At 73.6% G+C, this 24,763-nt stretch carries 22 protein-coding genes; 18 read left to right on the top strand and 4 right to left on the bottom strand.

Features of this window, described 5'->3' with window-relative positions:
* Complete coding sequence (locus Asi03nite_RS23555; RefSeq protein ID WP_203682610.1) at window positions 1-597, bottom strand: TetR family transcriptional regulator; 597 nt, start codon at window positions 595-597, stop codon at window positions 1-3.
* Window positions 598-688: 91 nt separating this feature from the next.
* Here Asi03nite_RS23555 and Asi03nite_RS23550 point away from each other — a divergent pair, with 91 nt between their 5' ends.
* Complete coding sequence (locus tag Asi03nite_RS23550) at window positions 689-1,765, top strand: alkene reductase (protein WP_203682609.1); 1,077 nt, start codon at window positions 689-691, stop codon at window positions 1,763-1,765.
* Window positions 1,766-2,019: 254 nt separating this feature from the next.
* Here the strand turns inward: Asi03nite_RS23550 and Asi03nite_RS23545 are convergent, their stop codons facing one another.
* Entirely contained in the window at window positions 2,020-3,315 is a 1,296-nt protein-coding gene (locus Asi03nite_RS23545; RefSeq protein WP_203682608.1) for a COG1470 family protein, read from the bottom strand.
* A gap of 179 nt (window positions 3,316-3,494) precedes the next feature.
* Between Asi03nite_RS23545 and Asi03nite_RS23540 the strand changes: the two genes are divergently transcribed.
* The 8 genes from Asi03nite_RS23540 to Asi03nite_RS23505 all read left to right on the top strand — a co-directional run bounded on the left by Asi03nite_RS23540 (window position 3,495) and on the right by Asi03nite_RS23505 (window position 12,888).
* Complete coding sequence (locus Asi03nite_RS23540) at window positions 3,495-4,115, top strand: helix-turn-helix transcriptional regulator (RefSeq protein ID WP_203682607.1); 621 nt, start codon at window positions 3,495-3,497, stop codon at window positions 4,113-4,115.
* 74 nt (window positions 4,116-4,189) lie between these two features.
* A complete protein-coding gene (locus Asi03nite_RS23535; protein WP_203682606.1) occupies window positions 4,190-7,213 on the top strand; it encodes a DUF11 domain-containing protein in 3,024 nt (1,007 codons plus the stop codon).
* On the top strand, window positions 7,210-7,923 hold the full coding sequence (locus Asi03nite_RS23530) for a Pvc16 family protein (RefSeq protein ID WP_203682605.1): 714 nt from the start codon (window positions 7,210-7,212) through the stop codon (window positions 7,921-7,923). Before Asi03nite_RS23535 ends, Asi03nite_RS23530 begins: the two co-directional genes overlap by 4 nt.
* Window positions 7,920-9,938, top strand: a complete 2,019-nt coding sequence (locus tag Asi03nite_RS23525; RefSeq protein WP_203682604.1) for an ATP-binding protein — start codon at window positions 7,920-7,922, stop codon at window positions 9,936-9,938. The genes Asi03nite_RS23530 and Asi03nite_RS23525 overlap by 4 nt, the downstream gene beginning before the upstream one ends.
* 339 nt (window positions 9,939-10,277) lie before the next feature.
* A complete protein-coding gene (locus Asi03nite_RS23520; RefSeq protein ID WP_203682603.1) occupies window positions 10,278-11,828 on the top strand; it encodes a phage tail sheath family protein in 1,551 nt (516 codons plus the stop codon).
* Window positions 11,829-11,846: 18 nt separating this feature from the next.
* The gene (locus Asi03nite_RS23515) at window positions 11,847-12,287 is read left to right on the top strand and encodes a phage tail protein (RefSeq protein WP_203682602.1); all 441 of its coding nucleotides are present in this window, start codon (window positions 11,847-11,849) and stop codon (window positions 12,285-12,287) included.
* A complete protein-coding gene (locus Asi03nite_RS23510) occupies window positions 12,284-12,733 on the top strand; it encodes a hypothetical protein (protein WP_239102876.1) in 450 nt (149 codons plus the stop codon). Before Asi03nite_RS23515 ends, Asi03nite_RS23510 begins: the two co-directional genes overlap by 4 nt.
* On the top strand, window positions 12,730-12,888 hold the full coding sequence (locus Asi03nite_RS23505; protein ID WP_203682601.1) for a DUF6760 family protein: 159 nt from the start codon (window positions 12,730-12,732) through the stop codon (window positions 12,886-12,888). The genes Asi03nite_RS23510 and Asi03nite_RS23505 overlap by 4 nt, the downstream gene beginning before the upstream one ends.
* A gap of 1,425 nt (window positions 12,889-14,313) precedes the next feature.
* Here Asi03nite_RS23505 and Asi03nite_RS23500 read toward each other — a convergent pair.
* Complete coding sequence (locus Asi03nite_RS23500; protein WP_203682600.1) at window positions 14,314-14,616, bottom strand: hypothetical protein; 303 nt, start codon at window positions 14,614-14,616, stop codon at window positions 14,314-14,316.
* A 1,399-nt stretch (window positions 14,617-16,015) separates the two neighbouring features.
* Here Asi03nite_RS23500 and Asi03nite_RS23495 point away from each other — a divergent pair.
* The 9 genes from Asi03nite_RS23495 to Asi03nite_RS23455 all read left to right on the top strand — a co-directional run bounded on the left by Asi03nite_RS23495 (window position 16,016) and on the right by Asi03nite_RS23455 (window position 23,959).
* Complete coding sequence (locus tag Asi03nite_RS23495) at window positions 16,016-16,384, top strand: hypothetical protein (RefSeq protein ID WP_203682599.1); 369 nt, start codon at window positions 16,016-16,018, stop codon at window positions 16,382-16,384.
* Between the two features lie 222 nt (window positions 16,385-16,606).
* Complete coding sequence (locus Asi03nite_RS23490) at window positions 16,607-17,032, top strand: phage tail protein (protein ID WP_203682598.1); 426 nt, start codon at window positions 16,607-16,609, stop codon at window positions 17,030-17,032.
* The gene (locus Asi03nite_RS23485) at window positions 17,032-17,727 is read left to right on the top strand and encodes a CIS tube protein (protein WP_203682597.1); all 696 of its coding nucleotides are present in this window, start codon (window positions 17,032-17,034) and stop codon (window positions 17,725-17,727) included. Before Asi03nite_RS23490 ends, Asi03nite_RS23485 begins: the two co-directional genes overlap by 1 nt.
* A 3-nt stretch (window positions 17,728-17,730) precedes the next feature.
* On the top strand, window positions 17,731-19,506 hold the full coding sequence (locus Asi03nite_RS23480; protein ID WP_203682596.1) for a VgrG-related protein: 1,776 nt from the start codon (window positions 17,731-17,733) through the stop codon (window positions 19,504-19,506).
* A 9-nt stretch (window positions 19,507-19,515) separates the two neighbouring features.
* Window positions 19,516-19,860, top strand: coding sequence for a PAAR domain-containing protein (locus Asi03nite_RS23475; RefSeq protein WP_203682595.1), 345 nt, complete (start codon window positions 19,516-19,518; stop codon window positions 19,858-19,860).
* Between the two features lies 1 nt (window position 19,861).
* A complete protein-coding gene (locus Asi03nite_RS23470; protein ID WP_203682594.1) occupies window positions 19,862-20,281 on the top strand; it encodes a GPW/gp25 family protein in 420 nt (139 codons plus the stop codon).
* Window positions 20,281-22,230, top strand: a complete 1,950-nt coding sequence (locus Asi03nite_RS23465; protein ID WP_203682593.1) for a putative baseplate assembly protein — start codon at window positions 20,281-20,283, stop codon at window positions 22,228-22,230. Before Asi03nite_RS23470 ends, Asi03nite_RS23465 begins: the two co-directional genes overlap by 1 nt.
* Window positions 22,227-22,787, top strand: a complete 561-nt coding sequence (locus Asi03nite_RS23460) for a phage tail protein (protein ID WP_203682592.1) — start codon at window positions 22,227-22,229, stop codon at window positions 22,785-22,787. The genes Asi03nite_RS23465 and Asi03nite_RS23460 overlap by 4 nt, the downstream gene beginning before the upstream one ends.
* Window positions 22,784-23,959, top strand: a complete 1,176-nt coding sequence (locus Asi03nite_RS23455) for a zinc ribbon domain-containing protein (protein WP_203682591.1) — start codon at window positions 22,784-22,786, stop codon at window positions 23,957-23,959. Before Asi03nite_RS23460 ends, Asi03nite_RS23455 begins: the two co-directional genes overlap by 4 nt.
* Here the strand turns inward: Asi03nite_RS23455 and Asi03nite_RS23450 are convergent.
* Window positions 23,946-24,695: an AfsR/SARP family transcriptional regulator gene (locus tag Asi03nite_RS23450; protein WP_203682590.1), complete on the bottom strand. Its 750-nt coding sequence runs from the start codon at window positions 24,693-24,695 to the stop codon at window positions 23,946-23,948. The two genes, Asi03nite_RS23455 and Asi03nite_RS23450, sit on opposite strands and share 14 nt — an antisense overlap.
* Window positions 24,696-24,763: the final 68 nt, after the last annotated feature.

Below are 24,763 nucleotides of genomic sequence, written 5' to 3'. Positions count from 1 at the left end.
TCAGCCGAGCGGGGCGTTCATCGCACGGTCGAGCAACGCGTCCCGGGAGCCGGCGCCGTCGCCTGCCGCCCATGCCCGCATGGCGGCGTTCAGGCAGGCCACGGCGGAGGCGACGAGGGCCCGGGGCGCGGGGTCCCGATCGGCGGGCAGGTCACCCGGCAGGCGGGCGGCGACCAGCGGGACGAGCAGCTCCTCCCAGGCCTGCTGCTTTCCCCGGTGGCGGGCCGCCATGGTCGGGTTGGCCTCGATCATCCGCAGGAACGCCAGGGAGTGCTCGGGCGCGTCGGCGTTGATCCGGGTGAGCACGTCGAACGCCCGGCGCAGCGACCGCCACGGGTGCTCGTCCGCGGGGCGTTCGGCGAAGGCCCCGGCGAGCGCCGGCCCGAGGTCCTCCAGCCAGGTCAGCACCACGTCCTCCTTGGTGCCGAAATACCGGAAGAAGGTGGTACGGGACAGGCCGGCCTCGGCGGCGATCTGCTCGACTGTCGTGTTGTCGCATCCCTGCTCGGCGAAGAGCCGTGTCGCCACGGCGCTGACCTCCGCGCGCATCGCCTGCCGGGTCCGCTCACGCAACGAGGCCTTGGCTGTGTCCTTCACGACACGAGCGTATCCGGTGCCAACCTGGTACCTGGTACCACTTCGAACTACCGTTCCACGTGATCCGACACCACGAGAACGAGGTTCAACCATGTCCCTGTTCAGCCCGCTGCGTCTCGGCGCCCTCGACCTGCGCAACCGCCTGGTGATGGCTCCGCTCACCCGGCTGCGCGCCGGAGACCACGGTGTCCCCGGGGACCTGCTGGTCGAGTACTACCGGCAGCGCGCCTCGATGGGACTGATCATCACCGAGGGCACCTGGCCGGTGCGGGAGGGCCGCACCTGGATCGGTCAGCCCGGCATCGAGACCGCCGAGCAGATCGCCGGCTGGCGGCGGGTCGCCGACGCCGTCCACGAGGCCGGGGGCGCCATCGTCATGCAGGTCATGCACGGCGGCCGGATCTCGCACCCGGAGATCAGCGGCACCGGCCGCATCGTCGCGCCCAGCGCCGTCGCCGCCCCCGGTGAGACCCGAGTCGCCGACGGCAAGGTCGCCTACCCGGTGCCGCACGCGCTGACCACCGACGAGATCCACGGCATCGTCGCCGCGTTCGCGGCCGCCGCCCGCAACGCGGTCGAGGCGGGCCTCGACGGCGTCGAGGTGCACAGCGCCAACGGCTACCTCATCCACCAGTTCCTCTCCCCGGCCGCCAACACCCGCACCGATGAGTACGGCGGCTCGCCCGCCAACCGTGCCCGCTTCGCGATCGAGGTGGTGACCGCGGTCGCCGCGGCCATCGGCGCCGACCGGACCAGCGTGCGGATCTCGCCGGAGCACAACATCCAGGGCGCCCTGGAGACCGACCCGGCCGACGTCGTCGCCACCTACACCGTGCTCGCCGAGGCGCTGGCGCCGCTGGGCCTGGCGTTCGTCGACATCCTGCACGCCGACCCCGCCGGTGAGCTGGTGCAGAAGCTGCGCCACGCGGCCGCCGCGCCGGTGATCCTCAACAACGGCTTCGGTACGCCGACCACCCGCGAGGCCGCGAGCGCGCTGGTCGAGGACGGTTTCGCGGACGCGGTGGCGGTCGGCCGTGCCGCCCTCGCCAACCCCGACCTGGTCGCCCGCTGGGCCGCCGGAGCGGAGGAGAACGTGCCCGACCCCAGCACCTTCTACGCCCCCGACGCCCGTGGCTACACCGACTACCCGGTCCTCGCCCGGGGTTGAGTCGCGTATGCGGCTTCTGACACCGAGGTGACGGGCATCGTCAGGGCCGTGTCAGGTGCGGGGTCCGTAGAACTTCAGGCATGACGAACAGAGGTTGACCCGGCGGCCCGCCGAGGCGGCAGCGCACCGCCAGGCCGAGGAGGGGCGCACCGGCGGCAGGATCGTCCTGTTCGTCGGCTGAGAATCCCGGTGAGGCGCCCCCGAGTGCCGGCCCCCAACAGGGAGCTGGCACTCGGGGGCGCCTCCGGGGGTGCTTACCGCTTGGTCTTCTGCATCAGGCCGTTGAGGTAGAGCGACTCGCGGCACTGGCTGGCCGGGCTGGCGTTGGCCGGGGTGCCCGGCGTCCGGCAGGTCACCAGCATGCTCACCCGGGCGCCGGCCGGGACCCGGATCGGGGTGACCGAGTGGTAGTCCTGGTTGCGGAAGTTCTCCAGCGCGTAGGTGACCACCGGGACCCCGTTCGCGGTGACCCGCAGGGTGCCCTCGTCGCCTTGGACGTTGTCCACCAGGAAGTCGGTGAGCAGGAAGGTCTGCTTGGCCGGAACGGTGTAGCTGCGCTGGGCGGAACCGCCCTTGTTGGTACGGAAACTGATGGCCGCGGAGAACTGCTCGCCCTGCCCGTTGCCCGCGGCGCCGTTGCCCGAGCCGCCCTGCTCACCGGTGCCCTGCGTGCCCTGGTTGCCGGAGCCGGAGCCGGGCGTGGCCGCCGGCGTGGGCGTCGGGTCGGGCGGGGTGGTCGCGAACTCCGCCTCCTCGGCGGCCCGCTGCTGCGCGGTGTTCTGGTCGACCGCCTCCTTGGCCGCCGACTTCACCGCCGGCCGGACCAGCCCGAACCACAGGGCGAGCAGCGCCAGCAGCAGCGCGAGCAGCGCGGCCAGCAGCTTGAGCAGGCCGGCCGAGATCACCGGCTGCTGGACGAAGACGCCCTCCATCGCCAGCACCTGGCCGTTCTCCGGCCGGGCCTCCGCGGTGAACGGGTACTCCCGCGGCGGGCCCCACCAGTGCCAGCGTCGGGCCCGCACGGTGAGCCGGGTCTCCGCCCGGGTGCCGTTGGCGATCATCGCGATCGGCGGCCGGGGCGCGAACGTCACCTGGTCGGTCCCGTCCGCGGCGGCGAAGACCAGGTCCTCCGCGACGTTGCCGTGGTTGTCGGTGTCGATCCGGTAGCGGGCCTGCCGCCGGCCGGACTGCGAGCCGGGCTGCAGCTGGGCGGTGACCTCGCGGAACGGCTCGACGGTGAGCACGCCCTCCTGCACCACTGTGGCGTCCGGGTGCTCGGAGGGCACCACACGCACGCCGAAGTCCCGTTCGCCGGCGGCGACCCGCGCGGACCGGGGCGGGGCGAAGGTGACGGTCACGGTCTCGCTGCCCGCCGGGTACAGGGTGATCTCCGCGGGCTCGACCACCGCCCACTCGGCGGGCTCCCCGAGGAGTTCGAGCCGGTACGCCTCCACTGTGTCACCCGAGTTACGCACGGTCACCGGGACCGTCGCGGTGGAGCCGGGGGCCACGGAGACGGACTCGCTCCCCAGATTCGCCGATGCACGCATGCCGCTGAGCGTAGGGATCGATCGCGGCCGAGGAAGGTCCGTGCGGGAACCGGCGTGGGCAGATCTGCTGCCCGTCCGGTCTGCTGTGGTTCGGGTCTCACCGCCCGTTAAGTGCCTGGTAAGTGCTTGCTAAGCGGCGACGACCAGAATGCGGGCGGTACGTCGAGGGAGGAACGATCATGCAGCGGGTGCCGGTCTTTGTCCAGGCCACCGATCCGATCACGTTGCTGGGCATGAACAGCCACCTCGCGGGGCGCCCGGAGATCCGGGTGGTCGGCGAGGCGGAACGGGCGTCCGCCGCGGTCACCGTGGTGGTCACCGACGCCGTGACCGAGGAGACCTTCGCCACGCTGCGTGAGCTCCGCCGGGGTTCGAGCCGGCTGGTGCTGGTGCCCTCCGGGCTGGACGACGCGCAGCTGGCCCGCGCTGTCGAGTGCGGCGTCGTCGGCGTGGTCCGCCGGTCCGAGGTGTCCACCGGGCGGCTGGTCCAGGTGCTGCTCGGCGCGGCCAAGGGCGAGGGCAGCGTGCCGGGCGACCTGCTCGGCCGGCTGCTGGAGCAGATGGGCCGGCTGCAGCGCGAGGTGCTGCAGCCGCGCGGCCTGACCCTGCGCGGGCTCACCACCCGCGAGGTGGACGTGCTGCGCCTGGTCGCCGAGGGCCTGGAGACCCGGGAGATCGCCTCGAAGCTGTCCTATTCGGAGCGGACCGTCAAGAATGTCCTGCACGAGCTGACGACGCGGCTCCAGTTGCGGAACCGGGCGCACGCCGTGGCGTACGCCCTGCGGCACGACCTGATCTGAGGGCACACATCCTGCCCTCGTGACTGCCCCGGCGCCCGGTGCGGGCGCCGGGGCCCATTGCTGAGGATGACATCGTGCGTAAGTCTCGGGCGTTCACGGCCCTTGCCCTGGCCGCGCTCGTCGCGGTGCCCGGTGTGTGGACGATGGTCGCCGGCGAGGCGGGCGCCGCGCCCGGCGATCCCCCGCTGCGTGCCGCCGACCTGCGGGTCGCCTACGTCGGCACCGCGCACCGGTCGGTCGGCGTGGTCACCGGCACGACCGGCTCCGACCCGCTCTACGCCGGCGGCGTGCAGCACTTCGACGACGAGGCCTCGGCCCGCGGCGCCGCGGTGACGTTCGTGAGCCGCCGCACCTCGCGCCTGGCGCAGGTGTGGGCCTGGACCGGGACCGGCGACCCGGTGCAGCTGACCAGGGACACCGCCCAGGTGGCGAGCCACCCGGTGATCTCACCGGACGGCACCCGGGTGGCGTACGCGTTGACCCGCGACGGCCAGAACAGCGCCCGCGACCTCTGGGTGGTAGGCATCTCCGGCGGCACCCCGCGGCGGGTCACCGACGGGACCGGCGACAACTACTGGCCGTCCTGGTCGCCGGACGGCACCGAGCTCGCCTTCGAGGGCAGGCGCGGCTCGGACGTGCCGCAGGTCTGGTGCATCCCGCTGGCCGACGGCCCGGCCCGCTTCGTCACCTCCGTCGCCGGCGGCGCGGGGCAGCCGTCCTGGAACCCGGTCGCCGAGCGCGGCCTGATCGCCTGGACCGCCGCGCCGGCCAGCGCGACCGACCGCAAGGTGCACATCAGCACGCTGGACGGCGGGAACGACCGGCTGATGCTCACCTCCAGCTGGGAGAGCCATTCACCGGCCTGGCATCCGGACGGCCGCACTGTCGCGTTCGTCAGCCGCAACACCCAGCCCGCCGGCGCGCTCGGCGGCGTCGACTTGGTCTACAGCGGCGAGCCCCGCGACGACGGCTGCCCCTGCATCGCGGAGCTGCGGTACGGCGAGGACCGCTCGGTCGGCACTCCGAGCTGGTACAACCCGGGCGGCGCCACCGAGCGGCTGCTGATCACCCGCACCTCGGCGCCGGACCGGTTCACCGCCGACCTGTCCGACGTCCGGCCGGACGCCGTCGACCCGCGCGACCTCGGGGTGTCCGTACTGCGCGAGGACCCGGGCGCCGACGCCGACCCGAACCTGCTGTGGAACCCGGTGAACGGGGATCCGTGGACGTCCCGGCCGTCGTACTCGCCGGACGGGCAGCGCATCCTGGTCAGCCGGTTCGTGACCGAGGGCGGCAACCGGGTGGCCCGGCTCTGGGTGGTCTGGGCGGACGGCAGCAACGGCAAGCGGCTGGAGCTGCCGGGGCGCACCGCTACCGGCTCGGAGACCCAGGGGGTCTGGTCGCCGGACGGCAAGCGGATCGCCTACTCGCTGCGGACGCCGGGCCAGCCGGCGCGGATCGTGGTGGTGGACGCGGAGACCGGCGTGTCGCCCGTGACGATCCCGACGAACGGCGACCTGGTCGGTGAGACCCAGCCGGCCTGGTCCCCGGACAGCGCCTCGCTGGTCTTCGCCCGCGGGCAGACCGACGGGGCGGCCGCGAACAGCCACCTCTGGCTTGCCGCCGCCGGCGGCACCGGCACGCAGCTCGACCTGACCCGGGTCTCGGGCGGGACCGGCCGGGCCGACTACGGCGCCGGCTTCTCGCCGGACGGCAACCAGATCGCGTTCGGCCGGGCGCCGGACGGGATGCTCGTCACCGACTCGGCCGGCGACAACTGCCAGGTGCTGGTGCCGGCGAACAGCACCTGCGGCGACGCGCTGACCGCCCCGGACACCGGCCCGCACCACCCGCGCGGGGTGGACTGGTCGCCGGACAGCCGGACGCTGGCTCACTCGTCGCGCCGGTTCGCCGCCGCCACCCAGCCCGACTACGTCAAGACGTACGAGCTGGACAACGGCGTCCGGGACGGCCTGACCTGGGAGATCCCCGGACGGCAGATGTGGCCGGCCTGGCAGCGTGCCAGCGACGTCACCACCGCCCTGGTCAGCTCGCCCGGGAAGGTCACCACCGGGAAGACCGCGACGGTGGCCCTCTCGGTGACCGACAGGGGGCCGGTGACCGCGCACGGCGTCCGGGTGCGGATCGCGACGCCTGTCGGCTTCCAGGTCACCGCGCTGGAGGCCGACCTCGGCACCTGCGATGTGGCCGGGCTCTTCTGCGACCTGGGCACGCCGGGCATCGGCAAGACCGTCGGCGTGCGGGTCACGCTGACCGCCACCTCGGCCGGCACCGTGGTGGTGCGCTGGACGGCCGGCGGCTGGCTGGCCGACGCCGCTCCGCGGGACAACCAGGCCGCCGCCGAGTTCACCGCCGAGGCGCCCCCGGCGGCGTCGCCCAGCGCCCCGCCGAGCGCCTCGCCCAGCCTCTCCCCGCCGGTGGTCCGCCCGCCCACCCCGCCCCTGCCGCCGCTGCTGCAGGTCAGCGTGGTGATCACGCCGACGCCCACCTGGGTCGGTCACCGGACCACGGTCCGCTACACGGTGCGCAACATCGGCGGCAGCACGGCCACCGGGGTGACCATCAATCCCCGGCTGCCGCGCGGCATCCCGGTCGTCACCCGGCCCGGCAACTGTGACCTGACGGTCTGCCGGATCGGTGATCTGACCCCGGGCGCCTCCACCGAGCTGACCTTCATCCTGGTGCCGCCCAAGAAGATCACCACGACGGTGCAGGGGACCATCAACGCCGACACGCTGACCGCCCGCCGGGTCTCGACGCCCCTGGTGGTCCTGCAGCCGAGGATCCTGGCCAACCCGGAGCTGGGTCCGCCCGGCTTCGTCACGATCATCCGGGGCTTCGACTTCCCGCCGGGCGTCCGGGTGCGGCTGGCCTGGGACACCGGCGTGACGGTGGCGGCCAACCCGGCGGTGCCGGACGCCGGGGGTCGCTTCGACGCGCAGCTGCTGGTGCTCTGGAAGGACGAGCTCGGCCCGCGCCAGGTGATCGCCACCGGATCCGGTCTCACCCGGGTGACCACCGACTTCCAGGTGGTCCAGCCGGCCCAGCAGCCACCGGGGCTGGTGCTGCGCAAGTGATCGACGAGGTGGACGCGGCGCTGCTGTCGCTGCTCAACGAGGACACCCTGCCCGGCCTGGACATCCAGGTGGCGTTCGACGCGCCGACCAAGGAGTGGACGGCGCGGCGGACCGCCCCGACGGTGAACCTGTTCCTCTACGACATCCAGGAGGACATGTCGCTGCGCCAGCAGGGTTCCGCGGCAGAGTACGACGACCAGGGCGCCGTCGTGGCCGAGCACGACGCGCCCCGGTGGTTCTCGCTGTCCTATCTGGTCACCGCGTGGACCAGCCGCCCGCAGGACGAGCACCGGATCCTCTCGGTGCTGCTGGCCGGGCTGGTCCGGCACGACGCGGTCCCGCCCGAGCTGCTGACCGGGACGCTGGCCGACCTCGGCCTGCCGGTCTCGCTGACCATCGCGGTGCCGCCGACGCGCGACCGCGGTCTGGCGGACATCTGGACCGCTGTGGGCGGCAACCTCAAGCCGTCGCTCGACCTGGTGGTGGTCGCCCCGCTGGCCGGTGGCAGCGTCCGCGCCGCGGCGACGGTCACCGACGGGCTGCGGCTGCGCACCCGCGACGCGGACACCGGCGTGCACGAGTCCCGGCGGCTGAACCAGCCCGAGCTGACGGAGGGGGAGGCCGTGCCCCGGATCGGCGTACCCCGGGAACGTGAGCTGCCCGGCGAACGCCGGCGCCGTGGCGGCCGGCCGATCGGCCCGAACCGGTGAGCGACGCCGAGTACTTCGGCACCCGGCTGGCCCTGATCGAACAGCGGGTCCGGTACGCCTTCGCGATCCGCCAGAAGACCGACCCGGAGCCCGGTGACCCGCTGCGCGGGCTGCACCTGTCCGCGGACGCGGCCCGCCGGCTGATCGAGGACCCCAGCGCCGGCCCGCTGCCCGACCTGGTCGACAGGGACGCCCTGGCCGCCGCCGAGGAGGTCGCCGACCGGGCCGAGGCCGCCGGGCTGACCGTGCCGCTGCGCGCGCTGATCCGCGAGTTCGGCCTGCTCCCGCTGGACTCCGAGCTGTTGCTGATCGCGCTGCTGCCGGACCTGGACCGGCGGTACGAGAAGCTCTACGGCTACCTCAACGACGACGTCACCCGCCCCCGGGCCACCGCCGGGCTGGCCATCGAGCTGTGCGGCGTCCCGCCCGTGCTGGGCACGGTCCGGGCCCGGCTGACCGCCGGCTGCCCGCTCGTCGACGGCGGCCTGCTCCTCGTCGAGGAGACCGACCGGCCGTTCCTGACCCGCACGCTGCGCGTCCCGGACCGGCTGATCGGGCATCTGCTCGGCGGCGACCGCCCCGACCCGCGCCTGGCCCGGCTGCTGCGGCCGGTCGCCGCGCCGGGCTGGGAGCCGGCCGGCGCCGCCGGGTTGGCCGCCGCGATCCGCGCCGGGCACCGGCTGTCCTACGTGCGCGATCCGGGTGCCGGCGCGGCCGAGGACCTGGCCGCCTCGGCGCTGGCCGCGGCCGGCCGCGTGGCGCTGCGGCTCGACCTGGACGTCCTGGCCGCCGACCCGGCGCCGGCCGAGGTGATCGCGACAGCGGTCCGCGAGGCCCGGCTGTCCGGCGCCGGGCTGATCGCCGGGCCGGTCGACCCGGAACGGACGGGCGTGCTGCACGGGCTGCTGGACGCCGCGGCGCCGGTGGTGCTGACCGGGCGGTCGCGGTGGGACCCGCTCTGGGCCGAGCAGGCTCCGGTGCTGGTGACCGCACCGGCGGTGGGCGCCGAACGGCTGGCGCTGTGGCAGGCGTCGCTCGGCACGCCTGTCGAGGAGGGGGTGGATGTGGCGCGCGAGCTGTCGCCGTACACCCTCAATGCCACGCAGGCACGCCGGGCCGCGACCGTCGCCACCCACCTCGCGCTGCTCGCCGGCGCGCGGCGCGTCGGCGCCGGGCACATCCGGGCCGGGGTACGCAGCCAGAACGCGGCCGGGCTGGAACAGCTCGCCCGCCGGGTGGAGCCCGGCGTCACCTGGGCCGATCTGGTGGTGCCCGAGGAGGTCGGGCGGCAGCTGCGCGACCTGGCCGGTCGAGTGCGGCACCGGGAGCAGGTGCTGGGCGGCTGGCGGCTGAGGCCGGGCGGCGGCCGGGGACGCGGCGTGACCGCGCTCTTCGCCGGCGACTCGGGCACCGGCAAGACCATGTCGGCCGAGGTGGTCGCCGCGGACCTGGGTCTCGACCTGTACGTGGTGGACCTGTCCACGGTCGTCGACAAGTACGTCGGCCAGACCGAGAAGAACCTGGAACGCATCTTCGTCGAGGCGGCCGGGGTGAACGGCGTGCTGCTCTTCGACGAGGCGGACGCGATCTTCGGCAAGCGTTCCGAGGTGAGCGACGCGCACGACCGGTACGCGAACATGGAGAGCGCGTACCTGCTGCAGCGGATGGAGTCGTTCGACGGCGTGGCGATCCTGACCACGAACCTGCGGGCGAACCTGGACGAGGCGTTCATCAGGCGGCTCGACGTGATCGTCGACTTCCCGGTGCCCGATCAGGCCCAGCGGCACGCGTTGTGGGATCACTGCCTGGGCGCCGACCTGCCCCGGGCGGACGACATCGATCTGGAGCGCTGCGCCCGGACGTACGAACTCTCCGGTGGCGCCATCCGGTCCTGCGTGGTCACCGCGGGCTACCTCGCCGCGGCGGCCGGCGGCCCGGTCACGATGGCCCAGCTGGTGGCGGCCGCCGAGCGGGAGTACCGCAAGCTCGGCCGCCTCCTGCCCACCTTTCGGTGACCTCGATCCACCGGCTCGTCAGCGTCACGGTGCCGCCCGGCCGCGGCGTTGCCGACGTGCGCCGCAGAAGATGAATCCGGGCCGCGTTCGGGGCAAGATGTGTCCGGTTCGGACCATGGTCGCCCCGGGCCGTCGCCGGCGCCGTGTCCCGCCGGAACTCCTGTCTGGAAACGGTTCGTCCGGAGTGCATCCCGCCAGCAAACACCGTCGCCCGGCCCCGGACGGCGCATCGCTCGGGCACGGTTTCTGCCCTCCGTGACGCCCCGACGGACCTTGGCGCGCCCGGATCACCGGGCCAGGCTGGCAAGGTCCACCATCACGGGTTTGAAGGGGTTCCGCATGCCGACGTACCTGTCTCCCGGCGTCTACGTGGAGGAGGCGCCGAGCGGTTCGCGCCCCATCGAGGGCGTCGGAACCGCCGTGACGGCGTTCGTGGGATTCGCCGAGAAAGGACCCTTCCACACGCCGACGCTGGTCACCAACTGGAGTCAGTACGTCCAGGTGTTCGGTGGCATGGTCGAGGGCACCTACCTGGCCAACTCGGTGTACGGCTACTTCGCGAACGGTGGGGGCGTCGCGTACATCGTCCGGGTCGGCACGCCGGCCACCGGCAACGTGTCCACCAACGGGCAGAAGGCACTGCCGAACGGCGCGCCGGCCCAGATCGGCACGTTCCGCGCGGTGGCGCTGGCCGGCTCGGCCACCGGCGGTGAGGTCACCGTCGAGGTCGCCGACCCCGAGGGCGACGGCGTCGGCGACGACCAGTTCCGGCTGATCGTGCGCCAGAACGGCCAGCAGGCCGAGGTCTTCCAGGGCTCGTTCCGCCGCCGCGGCGACAACAACGTGGTCAGCCAGGTCCGCGAGCACTCCAAGCTGATCCTGCTGGAGGAGGCGGCCACGGCGAACGCGCTGGCCCGCCCGGCGAACCAGACGGTCACGCTGCCGGCCCCGGCCGCCGGCGCCGACATCGTCCCGTCCGGCGTGTCGGTCGACGAGTTCGCCGGCGACGTGGACACCCGCTCCGGCCTGGGCGGGCTGGAGGCGATCGACGAGGTCACCATGGTGGTCGCGCCCGACCTGATGGCCGCGTACCAGCAGGGGTCGCTCAGCCTGGAGGAGGTCAAGGCCGCGCAGCTCGCACTGATCTCGCACTGCGAGCAGATGGGCGACCGGCTGGCCATCCTGGACACCCCGCCGGACCTGAGCGCCCAGCAGGTGCGGGTGTGGCGGCAGGAGACCGCGGGGTACGACTCGAAGTTCGCCGCCCTCTACTACCCCTGGGTCAAGGTCTTCGACCCGGCCGGCGGCCGCAACGTGATGATGCCGCCGAGCGGTCACATCGCCGGCCTCTGGTCGCGCAGCGACAACGAGCGCGGCGTGCACAAGGCGCCCGCCAACGAGGTGCTGCGCGGTGTCGTCGAGCTGCAGAACAACATCACCAAGGGCGAGCAGGACCTGCTCAACCCGGTCGGGGTCAACTGCATCCGGGCGTTCCCGGGCCGCGGCGTGCGCGTCTGGGGCGCCCGCACGCTCTCGTCCGACCCGGCCTGGCGTTACATCAACGTGCGCCGCCTCTTCAACTACATCGAGGAGTCGATCCTCCTCGGCACCCAGTGGATCGTCTTCGAACCGAACGACCAGCGGCTCTGGGGCACCATCCGCCGCAACATCACCGCGTTCCTGACCGAGGAGTGGCGTCGCGGCGCGCTGTTCGGGGCCACCGCGGCCGAGTCGTTCTACGTCAAGTGCGACAGCGAGACGAACCCGCCGGAGGTCATCGACCGGGGGCAGGTCGTCTGCGAGATCGGCATCTGCCCGGTCAAGCCGGCCGAGTTCGTGGTCTTCCGGCTCTCGCAGTTCTCCGACAGCACCAGCCTGGTCAACGAGTAGTAGAGGAAGGCGGCGAAAATGGCCGGTGGCGACACCCTCATCGTCCACAGCTTCTCGGTGGAGCTGGGCGGCATCCAGGTCGAGTACGTGCAGGAGGTCAGCGGCCTGACCTTCGAGCTCGACGCCATCGAGGTCCAGCAGGTGACCCCGACCGGCGAGCTGGTGATCCGCAAGATCCCGGGGGCGCGCAAGGGCGGCGAGTGCACCATCACCCGCGGCCTCGACAAGAGCAGCGCGTTCACCGACTGGATCAAGAAGACGTTCCTGAACGGGGCCGTCGACGACGCCCGCAAGCACATCAGCATCATCATCAACGACTCGCAGCGCCAGGAGGGCCGGCGCTTCGAGCTGACCAACGCGTGGGTCAACAAGTGGGAGGGCCCGAGCCTGAAGGCCGGCGACTCCACCGCCGCGACCGAGAAGGTCACCGTGGTCTACGAGGACATCAGCACGTCATGAGGCGGCGCAACGTCTCCAGCGGAGATCTCCTGGTCGGTGATCCGGACACGCCTCCGGCGGCGGAACCCCCGGCGCGGCTGCAGACCGAGTTCACCTTCCAGCTTCCGCGGGGGTACGTCGACGAGGACGGCCAGGTGCATCGGGACGGCTCGATGCGTCTGGCCACCGCGCGGGACGAGCTGGCGCCGCTGATCGACGTGCGGGTCAAGCAGAACCCGGCGTACCTGTCGGTGGTCCTGCTCAGCCTGGTGGTGACCCGGATCGGCACGATCACCACGGTCCGCACCGAGACGATCGAGCGGCTGTTCGCCTCCGACCTGGCGTTTCTGCAGGATCTCTACCGCCGGATCAACGCGGAGGGGCACACGCTGGCCGAGGTGACCTGCCCGGCGTGCGAGACCTCGTTCGACGTCGACCTGGCCGGCAGCCGCCTGGGGGAATCGTGACGTACGGGGCCGACCGGCTCCACGAGGAGGTCGCGTACGTCGCCTACCACTTCCACTGGCCGCGGACCGAGATCCTCGGGCTCACCCATGCCGAGCGGGTCCGCTACGTCGAGGAAATAGCGCGCATCAACACCAGGATGAACGAGGTTCGATAGCACCATGGCTGTGTGGGACAGGCTGCGGCGGCGCGGGCCGCGGACCGTGCCCTCGGCCGTTGACCCGGAAGTCCGGGCTCCGGTGCCCGCCGGGTCGGCGCCTCCGCCCTCGGCGCCGGCCGACGCGGGCTGGGCTTCGCTGCCCCCGTTGCGGCCCGCTCTGGCCGGGAGCCGCGTCGAGCTGCTCAGCGACGGTGACCGCTTCGCCGCGGGATTGGCGACAAGACAAAACCCCTCCTTCGGTACGGCCCTGGCCCCGCGCCGGGCGGTGACCGCCCCCGCCGGTGTGGTCCGTGACCTGCTCCGCCCGGCCGGCGCGCCCCGCCCTGGCCATGCCGCCGCCCCGCCGCCGGTCCGGCGACCCGCGAGCCCGGACTCGCCGCCGGCCGGCTCGGATTCTTCTACCGGGTCGGCGTCCACCGGCTCGTCCCGGCCCGTGGTGCCGGCGCGCACCCCGGCGTCGAGCCGATCGCTGGTCTCCGGACACCCGGTCGAACCCGCTCGCCGGCTGCCGGTCCGGCCGCGCCCGCCGAGGTCCACGTCGCCGGCCCTGCCGGTGGCCCGGCAAGCCGCGTCCAGCGGCGATGCCCCCGGCGGGACCGATCCCAGCATCCCGGCCACACCGGACGCGGGCCCCGGACGTTCCGGTCCTGCGGGCTCCGGCGCCGCGGCCGGGCGGTCGAGTGGTCCCGCGCAGCGACAGCCTCTCGACGCTCCGACAGGGACGTCCGAGCCCCACGCCGACCCGTCGCCGGTCCGGCCCGCTGCCGAAGCCTCTCGGCCGCCGGCCCAGCGATCCGCGGAACCCGCTGTGGTGCGGCGGCCGCGCCCTCTCGGCCTCGGCGAACCGATGGACGGCGCCCCCGCCTCGGCCCGCTTCGGCCCGCCGGACCCGGACCGCCCGGCCCGAGCGCCGGTCCGCCCCCAGGTCGTAGTGGCGCCACGAGCACCGGAGTCACGTAACATCCCGCACTCGCCGGCCCCGGCCCCCACCTCCGGCCCGACTGCCCGGGGCGCTGACCCGGCAGCACCGGCGGCCCGCTCCCGTGGCCCGGTCACGCCCCCGCTGCGGCCCAGCAGCCCGGTCCCCGCGGAGTCGGCCGAACCGAGCGGCCCGGCTCCGGCCGTACCGGTCAGCCCAACTTCCGCGAACGCGGTCAGGCCAGGCAGTTCGGCCGTGCCTGACGGTCGGACGCCCGCGAACGCGGCTGAAGCCGGCGGTCCCGCGTCGGCGCGGTCGCCCGGTGGCGCGGTCACCTCCCCGGCCTCTCCGCCGGTGGTCGCCGCCCGCCCGGTACAGCGCGACCCCCTGCCGGGCGCCGGTGACGCGACCCCGCCGGCCGGCCAGCGCCCATCCCCGTCGGCCGGCTCGTTGCCTCCAGCGGGCCGGCGCCCCAGTCCTCCCGCCGGCGCCGATGCGACCGCTCAGGCGGTCAATCGTCTGGCGTCGGCGCCCGGCCGGGCAGGTCGTGGCACTGCCGGAAGCGCGGAAGCCGCGGCTGACCCCGGCGGGAGCAGCGCGGGAACGGCATCGGACGCCGGCACCTCACCGCCGGTGGTGCGTCCCGGGACGTCGCCGAAGCCCGGCACCTCCCGCCCCGCCGGCCTCGGCGCCCCGCTTTCCGCGCCGCCACCGTCGATGTCGTCGTCGTCGATGTCGTCGCCACCGTCGCCACCGTCGTCGATGTCACCGTCGCCGCCGGCCGCCCGGGTCGCCTCGGGCAACACTGAGTCGACCGGGAAGCCGGCGCAGCGAGCGGTGATGCGCCCTACCACGTCCCCGCCCGCCCAGCCGAACCGTGACCGCACTCAACCGGCCAGGCCGGCATCCCCGGCCACTCCGGCATCCCCGGGGTCATCGCCGTTCCCGGGCACCTCGGCTGCCCCGGTTCCTGCGACACCGCCGGCCGCGGCAATGCCCGTCGTCCCGGTCGATCGGGCGAACCCAGCCACCACCGCCGCTGCGGACCCGAGCGCTTCAGCCGGCCCAGCACGGCTCGCCGCCTCAGCCGGCGCAGCGGTCTCGGGTACGTCGACAGATCCGGCCGGCCAGCCAGCCGCCAGGACGCCCCGGTCGGACACCCCCGGCCGGAGCGTTCCCGTTCAGCGGTCAGCGCGACGTCCCGTGGTCCGGATGTCGCCGCCGCGTGTGGAAGTCCCGGCTGAGCCGCGGTCGTCGTGGCGCGGCCCGTCGCCGTCGGAAGGGCGCGGCGTGGCGTCGCCGGACGCCAGCCCGTCGTCACACGGCGGGCAGTCGTCGCACGGCAGCGCGACGTCGTATCGCGACTCGTCGCCGGCCGGCAGCGCGACGTCACCTGCCGGGGCGTCCCCGAGCGAGAGTCCGGAGGAACGCGGGGATCGGTCCTCAATCGACAGTGCGATGTCACCTGGCGGGCCATCCGCCGGCCGGGACGGGCTCGCGGTCCTCGGACGGCCACGGCCGGTCGGCGACGCGACGTCGCAGGGCGGGACGTCAACGGGCGGCAGCGGGGGTGAGACGTCATCGCCCGGCGGTGCGACGTCGCCCGGCGTGACACCGTTGCGCGGCGAAGTGACGGCGCGCGGCCTGGCACCATCCGCGGGTGAGGTGACATCGCGGCGTGTCCTGCCGCCGGGCGGCAGCGTGACGGCCCGGGGCGAGGGAACGTCCCGCGGGCCCATGACGATGCGTGGCGAGATGACGTCGCGAAGCGGCCCGGCGATGCGCGAAGCGCTGACGTCATCAGGAGACCCCGGGACCCGGGGCCGGCTGGCGTCGCCGGGTGGCGCGGGGCCGCGGGGTGCTCTGCCGTTGCCGGGCGGTGCGGAAACGCGGGACGAACAGGCGTCGCCGGATGGGGCGGGGACGCGCGGTGGGCTGACTTCGCCGGGAGACGTGGTTGCGCGCTCCGGGACGGGGGCGCCGCGGGCCGCGGTGGTTCGCCCGGCCGCACCGCGGGCATCCGGCGCCGGCGCGGACGGTGGTGGAGCTCGGCCGCTCGGCGCATTGGTGCAGCGGGCCGCCACGGGTGTCGCGAGGGTGCCCGGCCGGCTGGGGGCCGCGGAAACGCCGGGCGTGGGCGACGGTGCTCCGGGCGTACCGAATCGTCCGCTTTCGCTGGGTGATCCGAAGGCCGGAGGCCGAGGGGTGAGCGGGCCGCCTCCGGTGGTTCAGCGGGCGCCTGCGCCGCGGCCGGCAGCCGAGGCGGCCCGTGCGGCGGACCCGGCGCAGCGTTCGGCGCCACCGCAGGCGTCTGCCAAGGCGCGGCCCGCGACGCCGGTCGCGGCTCCGGCGCCGGACCTGGACACGCTGCTCAAACGCCTGGAACCGAGGCACGTCGACGCGATCCTGAGCCGGTTCGACGACAAGCAACTGCACAAGCTGGTGCGGTTGCTGCGGCGCGAGCACCTCGACGAACTCGCGCATCGCTTGACCGATCCTGTTCAGCGGTTGCTGCGGGCCGAGATGCGTACCAGCAGGGAACGCTCCGCGCGGCTGCGGGACGGCTGGCGATGACCACGCGGACGACAGCGGTACCGAGCCGTCCGAACCCGGCAAAGCCCGAATCGGGCACACCGCGCCGGTGGTGGGATGTGCCTCCCATGCCTGTGGGCTGGTCCGGGGGGTGTCTCCCCGGGCCGGGAGGAGCCCCTGGGCGCCAGCCGGCGGTGGTGGGCCGGGCGTGCGGTGTGCGTCCCGGGCGGGGACTGGTGGGGATGGCGGTAGGAGGAGGACGAGATGAGTGATCCGGGTACCAGCGTCCACTTCCGGCTGCGCATCGACAGCATCGATCTGGGTGAGTGGAACACCTGTGCGGGGCTGGGCATTCAGGTTGAGCTGGAGGAGCACCAGGAAGGTGGGAACAACGACTTCGTCTGGCAGTTGCCGTCCCGGCTGGTCTACCCGAACGTGACTTTGACCCGGCCGCTCACCGATGACACCGCCAAGGTCTTCAAGTACCTCTCGAAGCTTCCGCAGCGTGTGCGGCGCGGATCGGCCGAGATCGCGGCGCTCAAGCCGGATCGGTCGCTGCTGGTGCAGTGGGGGCTCGCCGACGTCGTGCTGGTGCGCTGGTCGGGGCCGAGTTTCGACCCGAGCCGCTCGGAGGTGGCGTCGGAGAGCATCGAGCTGGCCTACCACGGCTTCACGGAGGTGAGCGGCTGATGGCGCGCACCGGGAAGGTGGCTGCCGGGCTGCAGCTCTACCAACCGCCGCCGGCCGGTGGCGACCAGCCGGGCGGGCCGCTCGGCGGGCCGATCACGTTCATGTTCAACCCGAACGAGCTGTCGCTGTCCAAGTCGGCGAACTGGATCCCGCACGTGGTGCGCGCCGCGGAGGACGTCGGGGTGGCCGAGTTCAGCGGATCCGGTCCGCGCACGCTCAGCCTGACGATCTTCCTGGACGCCACGGGCACCCACGACCGGTCCGTGCAGCAGCGCGTGGAGAAGCTGCTGACCTGCTGCGTGCCGACGAAGGCGAGCATCGCGGCGAAAGCGCCGTCGCCGCCGTGGGTCAAGTTCACCTGGGGGCAGTTCCAGACCGTCTCGTTCTACTCCTACGTCAGCCAGATCGACGCCACCTACCGGCTGTTCGACCCCGACGGCACGCCGCTGCGGGCCACCTGCTCGCTGACGCTGACCGAGATCAGCGGGTCGACGCCGGGGCAGAACCCGACATCCGGCTCGCTCACCGCGCAGCGGGTGCACCGCCTGGTCGCCGGGGACACGCTGGAGATGCTCGCCTACCGTGAGTACGGCGATCCGACGATCTGGCGGGTGATCGCCGAGGCCAACGACATCGACGACCCGGTGCGGCTGCGCCCGGGCCGGCAGTTGCTGCTGCCGGCCGTGGAGGGTTGAGGCGTGGGCGCCGGCACCGACCACGTCAACAACCTCCAGCTGGGTCTGCCGGGCCAGTTGCCGCGCAAGTGGGAGCGGCGGCTGGTGTCGGCCACCGTCGAGGACAGCAGCAACCTGGCCGCCGTCGCCGAGCTGCGGTTCCGGGACGAGCACGGGGTGTTCTACGCGGAGAACGGCGTGGCGATCGGCAGCAAGGTGACGGTCCGGGTGCGCCGCGGCCGTACCACCTCGGTCCTGCTCTTCAAGGGTGAGGTGGTCACCCTGGAGTCGCAGCACGACGGGTACGGCACGTTCTCGGTGATCCGGGCCCTGGACCTGTCCCACCGGCTGATGCGCGGGCAGCGGGTGCGCAGTTTCGTGAAGCAGACGCCGACAGTCATCGCACAGCGGCTGGCCGGCGCGGCGGGGCTGCCGATCGGCAAGATCGATTCGTTCACCAGGTCGTACGACATGATCACCCAGCCGAACGTGAGCGACTGGGAGTTCCTCAAGATGCTCGCGGTCGACAACGAGGCCGAGGTGGCAGTGGTCGACGGCAAGTTCTACTTCCGCGCCAGCGAGCGCGCCTCGACCGCGCCGGGCACCGGGCTGACCGCCGAGCAGAGTCCGAAAGTGATCGAAGCCGGGAACAACGTGCTCGCGGTGCGCTCGACAGTCACGTCGGTGGGCCAGGTGCCGGCGGTGACCGTGCGCGGCTGGGACCCGGTGCAGAAGAAGTCGGTGAAGACCCGGCTGCAGGTGACCGACAGCGCCGAGCTGGACATCAAGACCACCCCACGCAAGGCGATCCAGCCGTTCGGCGCGGGCGGCGCCGGACTGAACGTGACGGACGTGCCCTACGAGACCGAGGCCGAGACCCGGGTGGTCGCGCGGGCCGTGGCGGCCGACGTGACAGCCGCGCTGGCCGAGCTCGAGGTGGGGGTGCGCGGGCGGCCCGAGCTGCGCGCCGGCGTGCCGATGACGCTGAAGAAGATCGGCGCCGAGTTCGACGGCAAGTACACGATCACGTCCAGCCGGCACGTCTTCGCGCCCGGCTCGGTCTACGAGACGTGGGTGACCGTCAGCGGCCGGCAGGACCGGTCGATGTACGGGCTGGCCGGCGGCACCGGGGCGCCGGCCCGTCCGGTCCGGGTTCCCGGCATGGCGATCGGCATCGTGACGGACACCAAGGTGGACGCCGACCCGCGTCAGTCCGGCCGGGCCGCGGGCCGCAAGAACCAGGGGTGGGTCCGGCTGCGCTTCCCGTGGCTGACCGACGACGCGGAATACCAGACCGATTGGGTACGGACGGTGCAGCTCGGCGGGGTCGGCGGCGGCGGCGTCTTCACCCCGGAGATCAACGACGAGGTGCTGGTCGGCTTCGAGCAGGGGCTGCTGGACCGGCCGTACGTGATCGGCGGTCTCTACAACGGCAAGGACAACCCCTCGCCGCACCAGACCGACCTGATCGACGGCACCACCGGGAAGGTGAACCGGCGCTCGTTCGCCAACCGCGCCGACGACCGGATCGAGCTGCTCGATTCCCGCCTCAACCCGAAGGGCATCCGCCTGGCCACGGCCAAGGACAAGCTCGTCGTCTTCCTGGACCGTGGCAGCAAGAAGATCGTGGTGCACGCCGACGGCAAGATCGAGATCGATGCGACCGGCTCGGTCGAGGTGCGCGGCAACGGCATCACGCTCGACGCCGGCCGCGGCGACCTGACGCTCAAGGGCCGGCGGATATCGGTGACGGGCGCCGTCGAGGCCGACGTCCGCGCGCCCATCGTGAGACTGAACTGAGGAGCATCCATGCCGCATCTGCCCGCCGCCCGGATCGGCGATCCGATCAGCGACCTGGCCGCCCCGATGGTGCCCGGCCCGCCCACCGGCGTGCTGGGCATGCCCGGCACGCCACCGCTGATGGGTGTGCCGACCGTGCTGATCGGTGGCAAGCCGGCCGCCGTGGTCGGCACCGTCGGTGTCTGCACGCCGCACTACGAGCTGCTGGTGACCAATGTCGTCCGTCCGCCCACACCGCCCCGGATCGGTGGCCAGGTGCTGATCGGCGGGTTTCCGGCGGCCCGCCAGTTCGACCAGGTGGTGTGCAACGCGCGGATCGTGGCCGGCGCCCCGAACGTCCTGATCGGAGGGTGAGGTGGCCGAGCAGTTCATCGGCAACGGCTGGGCGTTCCCGCTGCGGGTCGACTCGACCGGCGGGATAGCCCTGGTCAGCCGCGAGCGGGAGATCGCCGAGGCGATCCGGCTGATCCTGGCCACGGCGCCCGGCGAGCGGCCGATGCGGCCCGAGTTCGGCTGCGGCGTGCACGACTACGTCTTCGCGCCGGCCGACGAGAACACCGCCGGGCGGATCGCCTTCGAGGTGCGCCGCGCGCTGGACCGCTGGGAGCCCCGGATCGACGTCGCCGACGTGGTGGTGGGCTTCGACGACGAGGACGCCGGCGTGCTCTACATCGACGTGCGTTACACCATCCGGGGCACCAACGACCCGCGCAATCTGGTCTTCCCGTTCTACGTCATCCCGTCGCACGACACCGCCGAAGAGAGCGCCGCCTGATGCCGCTGCCCGCACCGAACCTGGACGACCGGCGCTTCCAGCAGCTCGTCGACGAGGCCAAGAGATTCATCCAGCAGCGCGCCCCGGAGTGGACCGACCACAACGTCTCCGACCCCGGCGTGACGCTTGTCGAGGCGTTCGCGCACATGGTGGACCAGCTGATCTACCGGCTCAACCGGGTGCCGGACAAGAACTACCTGGCCTTCCTGGACCTGATCGGGGTACGGCTGTTCGCGCCGGCAGCGGCCCGGGGCGGGGTCACGTTCTGGCTCTCCGGCCCGCAGGAGCAGCCGGTGCTGGTGCCGGCCGGCACCGAGGTGGCGACCGAGCGGAGCGCCACCGAGGAGGCGATCGTCTTCACCACCTCGGCCGACCTGGCGATCGTGCCGTGCCGGCTGACCCGGCTGCGGCGCCACCCGGCCGCCGGGCCGCCGGTCGACCTGCTCGACGGGGTCGCCGAGGGCCGGGACATGCCGGTGTTCCAGCAGACGCCGGCCGCCGGCGACAGCCTGCTCGTCGGGCTCTCCGCGCCGGTGCCGTCCTGCGCGGTGCTGCTCGAGCTGGACAGCCGGGTGGAGGGCGTCGGCGTCGACCCGCGGCAGCCGCCACTGGTCTGGGAGGCGTGGACCGGGGAGAGCTGGACCGCGTGCGAGGTCGACCGGGACGGCACCGGCGGGCTGAACCGGCCGGGCGACGTGATCCTGCACGTGCCGGCCGGGCACGCGGTGTCGGTGCAGGCCGGGCAGTCGGCCGGGTGGTTGCGCTGCCGGCTCGTGGAGCCGGAGCCGGGGCAGCCGTTCTACGTGCAGTCGCCGACCGTGCGGGCGGTCGCGGTGTCGACCATCGGCGGGACCGTGCCGGCCGTGCACGCCGAGACGGTCGACGACGAGATGCTGGGCGACTCCGAGGGCGTGCCCGGCCAGCGTTTCCTGGTGGCCCGGCCGCCGATCGTGGCGGACGGCGAGCCGATCGTGGTGGAGACCTCGGACGGCGACGCCTGGACCTCGTGGACCGAGGTGGACAGCTTCGCCGCGTCGGACCCGTTCGACAGACACGTGACGGTGGACCGGACCAGCGGGGAGATCGGCTTCGGTCCGGCGGTCCGGCAGGCGGACGGGACGTTGCGGCAGTACGGCGCGGTGCCGACGGTCGGGGCCCGGGTACGGATCCGCCGTTACCGCACGGGCGGCGGGCGGCAGGGCAACGTGGCGCGGCGCGCCTTGTCGGTGCTGCGGACCTCGATCCCGTACGTCAGCGTGGTGGAGAACCGCGGCCCGGCGCTCGGCGGGGTGGACGGCGAGACCGTGGACGAGGCCCGGATGCGCGGGCCGGTGCAGCTGCGCGCGCAGGACCGGGCGGTGACCACCGCCGACTACGAGCTGCTGGCCCGCCAGGCGGTGCCGGCCGCGGCCCGGGTCCGCTGCCTGCCCGCCGGGGACGGCAGCGACGCGGGCGGGGTACGGCTGCTGGTGGTGCCGGCCGCGGTGCCGGACGAGACCGGGCGGCTCCCGTTCGAGGACCTGGTGCCGGACGACACCATGCTGGCCACCATCGCCGCCGACCTGGACGCCCGCCGGCCGATCGGGGCGCGGCTGGTCGTGGAGCCGCCGTTCTACCAGGGCGTCACCGTGGTGGCCCGGTTGCGGCCCCGGCCGGACGTCTCCGCGGTGCGGCTGCGTGCCCAGGCCGAGCAGGCCTTGTACGGGTACCTCGACCCGATCCACGGCGGCCCGGACGGGCACGGGTGGCCGTTCGGCCGTCCGGTGCACTCCGGCGAGGTGTTCGGGGTGCTGCAGCGCCTGCCCGGCGTGGAGGTGGTGGAGGAGGTCCGGATGTTCCCGGCCGACCCGCTCACCGGCCGCCGCGGCGACGAGGTCAACCGGATCGAGCTGGACCGGCACGCGCTGGTCTTCTCGCACCAGCACCAGATCCGGGTGGAGGAGCGATGAGCGACACCGTTGCGAGCCGGCGGGCGGCCGTCCCCGGGCTGCGCACGCCGGATCCGCTGGGGCGGCGGTTGCCGGCCGTGTACGCGGCGGACGACCTGGCGCAGCGCCTGACCGACGGGTGCGACGAGGTGCTGGCGCCGGTGCAGGCCACGTTGGACAGTCTGTGGGCGTACCTGACGCCGGCGCTCGCCCCGGACGACTTCGTCGACTGGCTGGGCGGCTGGGTCGGCGCGGTGGCCGGCCCGGACCGGCCGGTCGAGCGGCGCCGGGCTGCGGTGATCAACGCGGTCGCCACGCACCGGCTGCGGGGGACCGCGGCGGGTCTGCGGACGGAGATCCAGGACGTGTTCGGGGTGGCGGCCGAGGTCGTGGAGAGCGGCGGGACGTCGTGGTCGGCGACGCCCGGGTCGGCGCTGCCCGGGAGGGCGGAACCGGATCTGCTGGTACGGGTGCGGGTGGCGGATCCGTCGGAGGTCTTCGTGGACCGGCTGCGGGAGTTCGTCGAGGCGAATCGGCCGGCGCATGTGCCGTGCCGGGTTGAGGTCGTGGCGGAATGACACTGTGCGACAACTGTGGTTCCCCGGTCACGCCGGGGGACGCCTTCTGCGGGGTCTGCGGAGCGTTCCTGGACTGGAGCGCGGCGGAGAAGGCGGACCCGAAGCCCGCCGAGCAACCCAAGCCCGCCGAGCAACCCACGCCCGTGGAACAAGCCAAGCCCGTAGAGCAACCGAAGCCCGCGGAGGCGGAGAAACCGGCCGAGCCGGAGAAACCAGCGGCGGAACAGGCGGCCCCGGAGGAGCCGGAGGAGCCGGAGGAGCCGGAAGAACCGAAACGGCCGGAGGAGCCGCCCGTCCGCAGCCGGGCCGCGGCGCTCGTCGTGCCCGTGGCCGAGGCCACCCCACCACCCGCGGCCGCGCCCACCGCCGTACCCCCGCGGATCTCCCCGGCCACCGACCAACCCGGCGCCGTCCAGCCCGGCCGGCCCATCGCTCCGCGCCCGGTCCTGCGGGAGTTCTCCGACGTCCCGGACACCGTAGGTGAGATCGCCTGCGCGAACTGCGGCACCGCCAACCCGGCGGACCGCGCGTTCTGCCGCCGCTGCGGCCGGCCCCTGCGCGCCGAGAAGGCCGTCGAGAGCACCCGCCGCCGGTGGCGCCTGAGCTGGCCGACCGGCCGCGGCCGGCTGCGCCGCCTGCTCGCGGTGCTGACGCTGGTGGCCCTGCTGGCCGCGCTGGTCTGGGCCGGGATGCGGTACGGCCCGCGCGCGGTCGACGCCGTCCGGGACCGGCTGGCCAAGCCGGAACTGATCACCCCGAACTCGGCGCGGGCGTCGAGCTCGGCGACCAAGCACGGGCCGGAGCTGGTCAGCGACGGCCTGAACAACCGGTTCTGGGCGCCGGTCGCCGGCCACGAGAAGAAGCCGTGGGTCGAGCTGACGTTCGACAAGCCGATCCGCGTCCTCAACGTCATCGTCAGCGGCGGCGTCTCCCCGCAGCAGCAGGACTACGCCCGCCAGGGCCGCCCCGCGGACGTGCTGCTGGAGCTGTGGACGCCCGGCGGCACACGCACCGAGAAGGCCCTGCACCTGGCCGACCGCGCCGGGCCGCAGACCTTCGGGATGGCGGTCGGGGACGTGTCCCGGATGCGTTTCACGATCCTGTCCGGTTACGGCCTGACCGGCGGAAACACTTCGGCGATCGCGGAGATCGAGGTCTTCAGGCGACCCTGAGGATGCTGCCGGGAGCGCTCCCGAGGACGGCCTGCAGAGGCACGCCGAGGGTGTGCAGGACCCGCTGGTACTGGCGGCGGGTCCGTTCGGCGGCCGCCGGGTCGCCGACCCGCACCTGCGCGGCGATCAGCAGCCGCCACCCGGCGTCGTGGTGGTCGTCGAGGTCCAGCGCCTGCCGCGCGGCCCGCACCGCCGCCATCGGCCGCTCGCCCTCCAGCTCCAGCTCGGCCAGCATCGCGGCGGCGTCCGCGGCCTGCGCGCGGTACCGCTCGCGCTCCGCGACCACCCAGTCGGCCGGCCCGTCCTCGGGCAGCAGATCTCCCGTGTAGCACCGCAGCGCGGCCTGGAACGACCGGATCGCGGTGGCCCGGTCGGCGGGCATGGCGTGCCGGCCGGCCCGGTACGCCGCGCCGAACTCCTCGACGTCCGACGCGGACGAGGTGACCAGCCGATATGTCGGTCCGTTGCGCACGATGTAGCGTGACGCCCCGCGCGCCACCCCGGGCTCCAGGAACGTGCGCAGCGTCGACACCGCCACGTGCAGGCTGTTGACCGCTGTGGTGCCGGCCGTCTCCGGCCACAGCGCGTCGATGATCTGCTCGCGGTGCACCGGCCCCGCGGCGGCGGCCAGGTAGCGCAACAGGGTCCGGCTGCGGGGCCGGATGGCTCCGAGGTCGAGCTCGCGCCCGTCGTCCTCGACCCGGAATCCGCCGAAGCAGTACCAGCGCAGCGTCATGATCACTCCCATGAACCTCGGCGGGTGTTGACCGTCCGGGCAAAGCCGATAAACCTGGTGAACGTGCA

Source organism: Actinoplanes siamensis (genome assembly GCF_016862395.1).
Lineage (GTDB): Bacteria > Actinomycetota > Actinomycetes > Mycobacteriales > Micromonosporaceae > Actinoplanes > Actinoplanes siamensis.
This window is presented reverse-complemented; position numbering and strand designations above follow the sequence as displayed.

What these genes read in the sequence shown, in the direction of transcription:
- Asi03nite_RS23455 (WP_203682591.1), top strand. Translation starts at nt 22,784, where the DNA reads ATGACACTGTGCGACAACTGTGGTTCCCCGGTCACGCCGGGGGACGCC.
- Asi03nite_RS23515 (WP_203682602.1), top strand. Translation starts at nt 11,847, where the DNA reads ATGGCCGGTGGCGACACCCTCATCGTCCACAGCTTCTCGGTGGAGCTG.
- Asi03nite_RS23485 (WP_203682597.1), top strand. Translation starts at nt 17,032, where the DNA reads ATGGCGCGCACCGGGAAGGTGGCTGCCGGGCTGCAGCTCTACCAACCG.
- Asi03nite_RS23540 (WP_203682607.1), top strand. Translation starts at nt 3,495, where the DNA reads ATGCAGCGGGTGCCGGTCTTTGTCCAGGCCACCGATCCGATCACGTTG.
- Asi03nite_RS23475 (WP_203682595.1), top strand. Translation starts at nt 19,516, where the DNA reads ATGCCGCATCTGCCCGCCGCCCGGATCGGCGATCCGATCAGCGACCTG.
- Asi03nite_RS23450 (WP_203682590.1), bottom strand. Translation starts at nt 24,695, where the DNA reads ATGACGCTGCGCTGGTACTGCTTCGGCGGATTCCGGGTCGAGGACGAC.
- Asi03nite_RS23510 (WP_239102876.1), top strand. Translation starts at nt 12,284, where the DNA reads ATGAGGCGGCGCAACGTCTCCAGCGGAGATCTCCTGGTCGGTGATCCG.
- Asi03nite_RS23460 (WP_203682592.1), top strand. Translation starts at nt 22,227, where the DNA reads ATGAGCGACACCGTTGCGAGCCGGCGGGCGGCCGTCCCCGGGCTGCGC.
- Asi03nite_RS23490 (WP_203682598.1), top strand. Translation starts at nt 16,607, where the DNA reads ATGAGTGATCCGGGTACCAGCGTCCACTTCCGGCTGCGCATCGACAGC.
- Asi03nite_RS23545 (WP_203682608.1), bottom strand. Translation starts at nt 3,315, where the DNA reads ATGCGTGCATCGGCGAATCTGGGGAGCGAGTCCGTCTCCGTGGCCCCC.
- Asi03nite_RS23465 (WP_203682593.1), top strand. Translation starts at nt 20,281, where the DNA reads ATGCCGCTGCCCGCACCGAACCTGGACGACCGGCGCTTCCAGCAGCTC.
- Asi03nite_RS23520 (WP_203682603.1), top strand. Translation starts at nt 10,278, where the DNA reads ATGCCGACGTACCTGTCTCCCGGCGTCTACGTGGAGGAGGCGCCGAGC.
- Asi03nite_RS23550 (WP_203682609.1), top strand. Translation starts at nt 689, where the DNA reads ATGTCCCTGTTCAGCCCGCTGCGTCTCGGCGCCCTCGACCTGCGCAAC.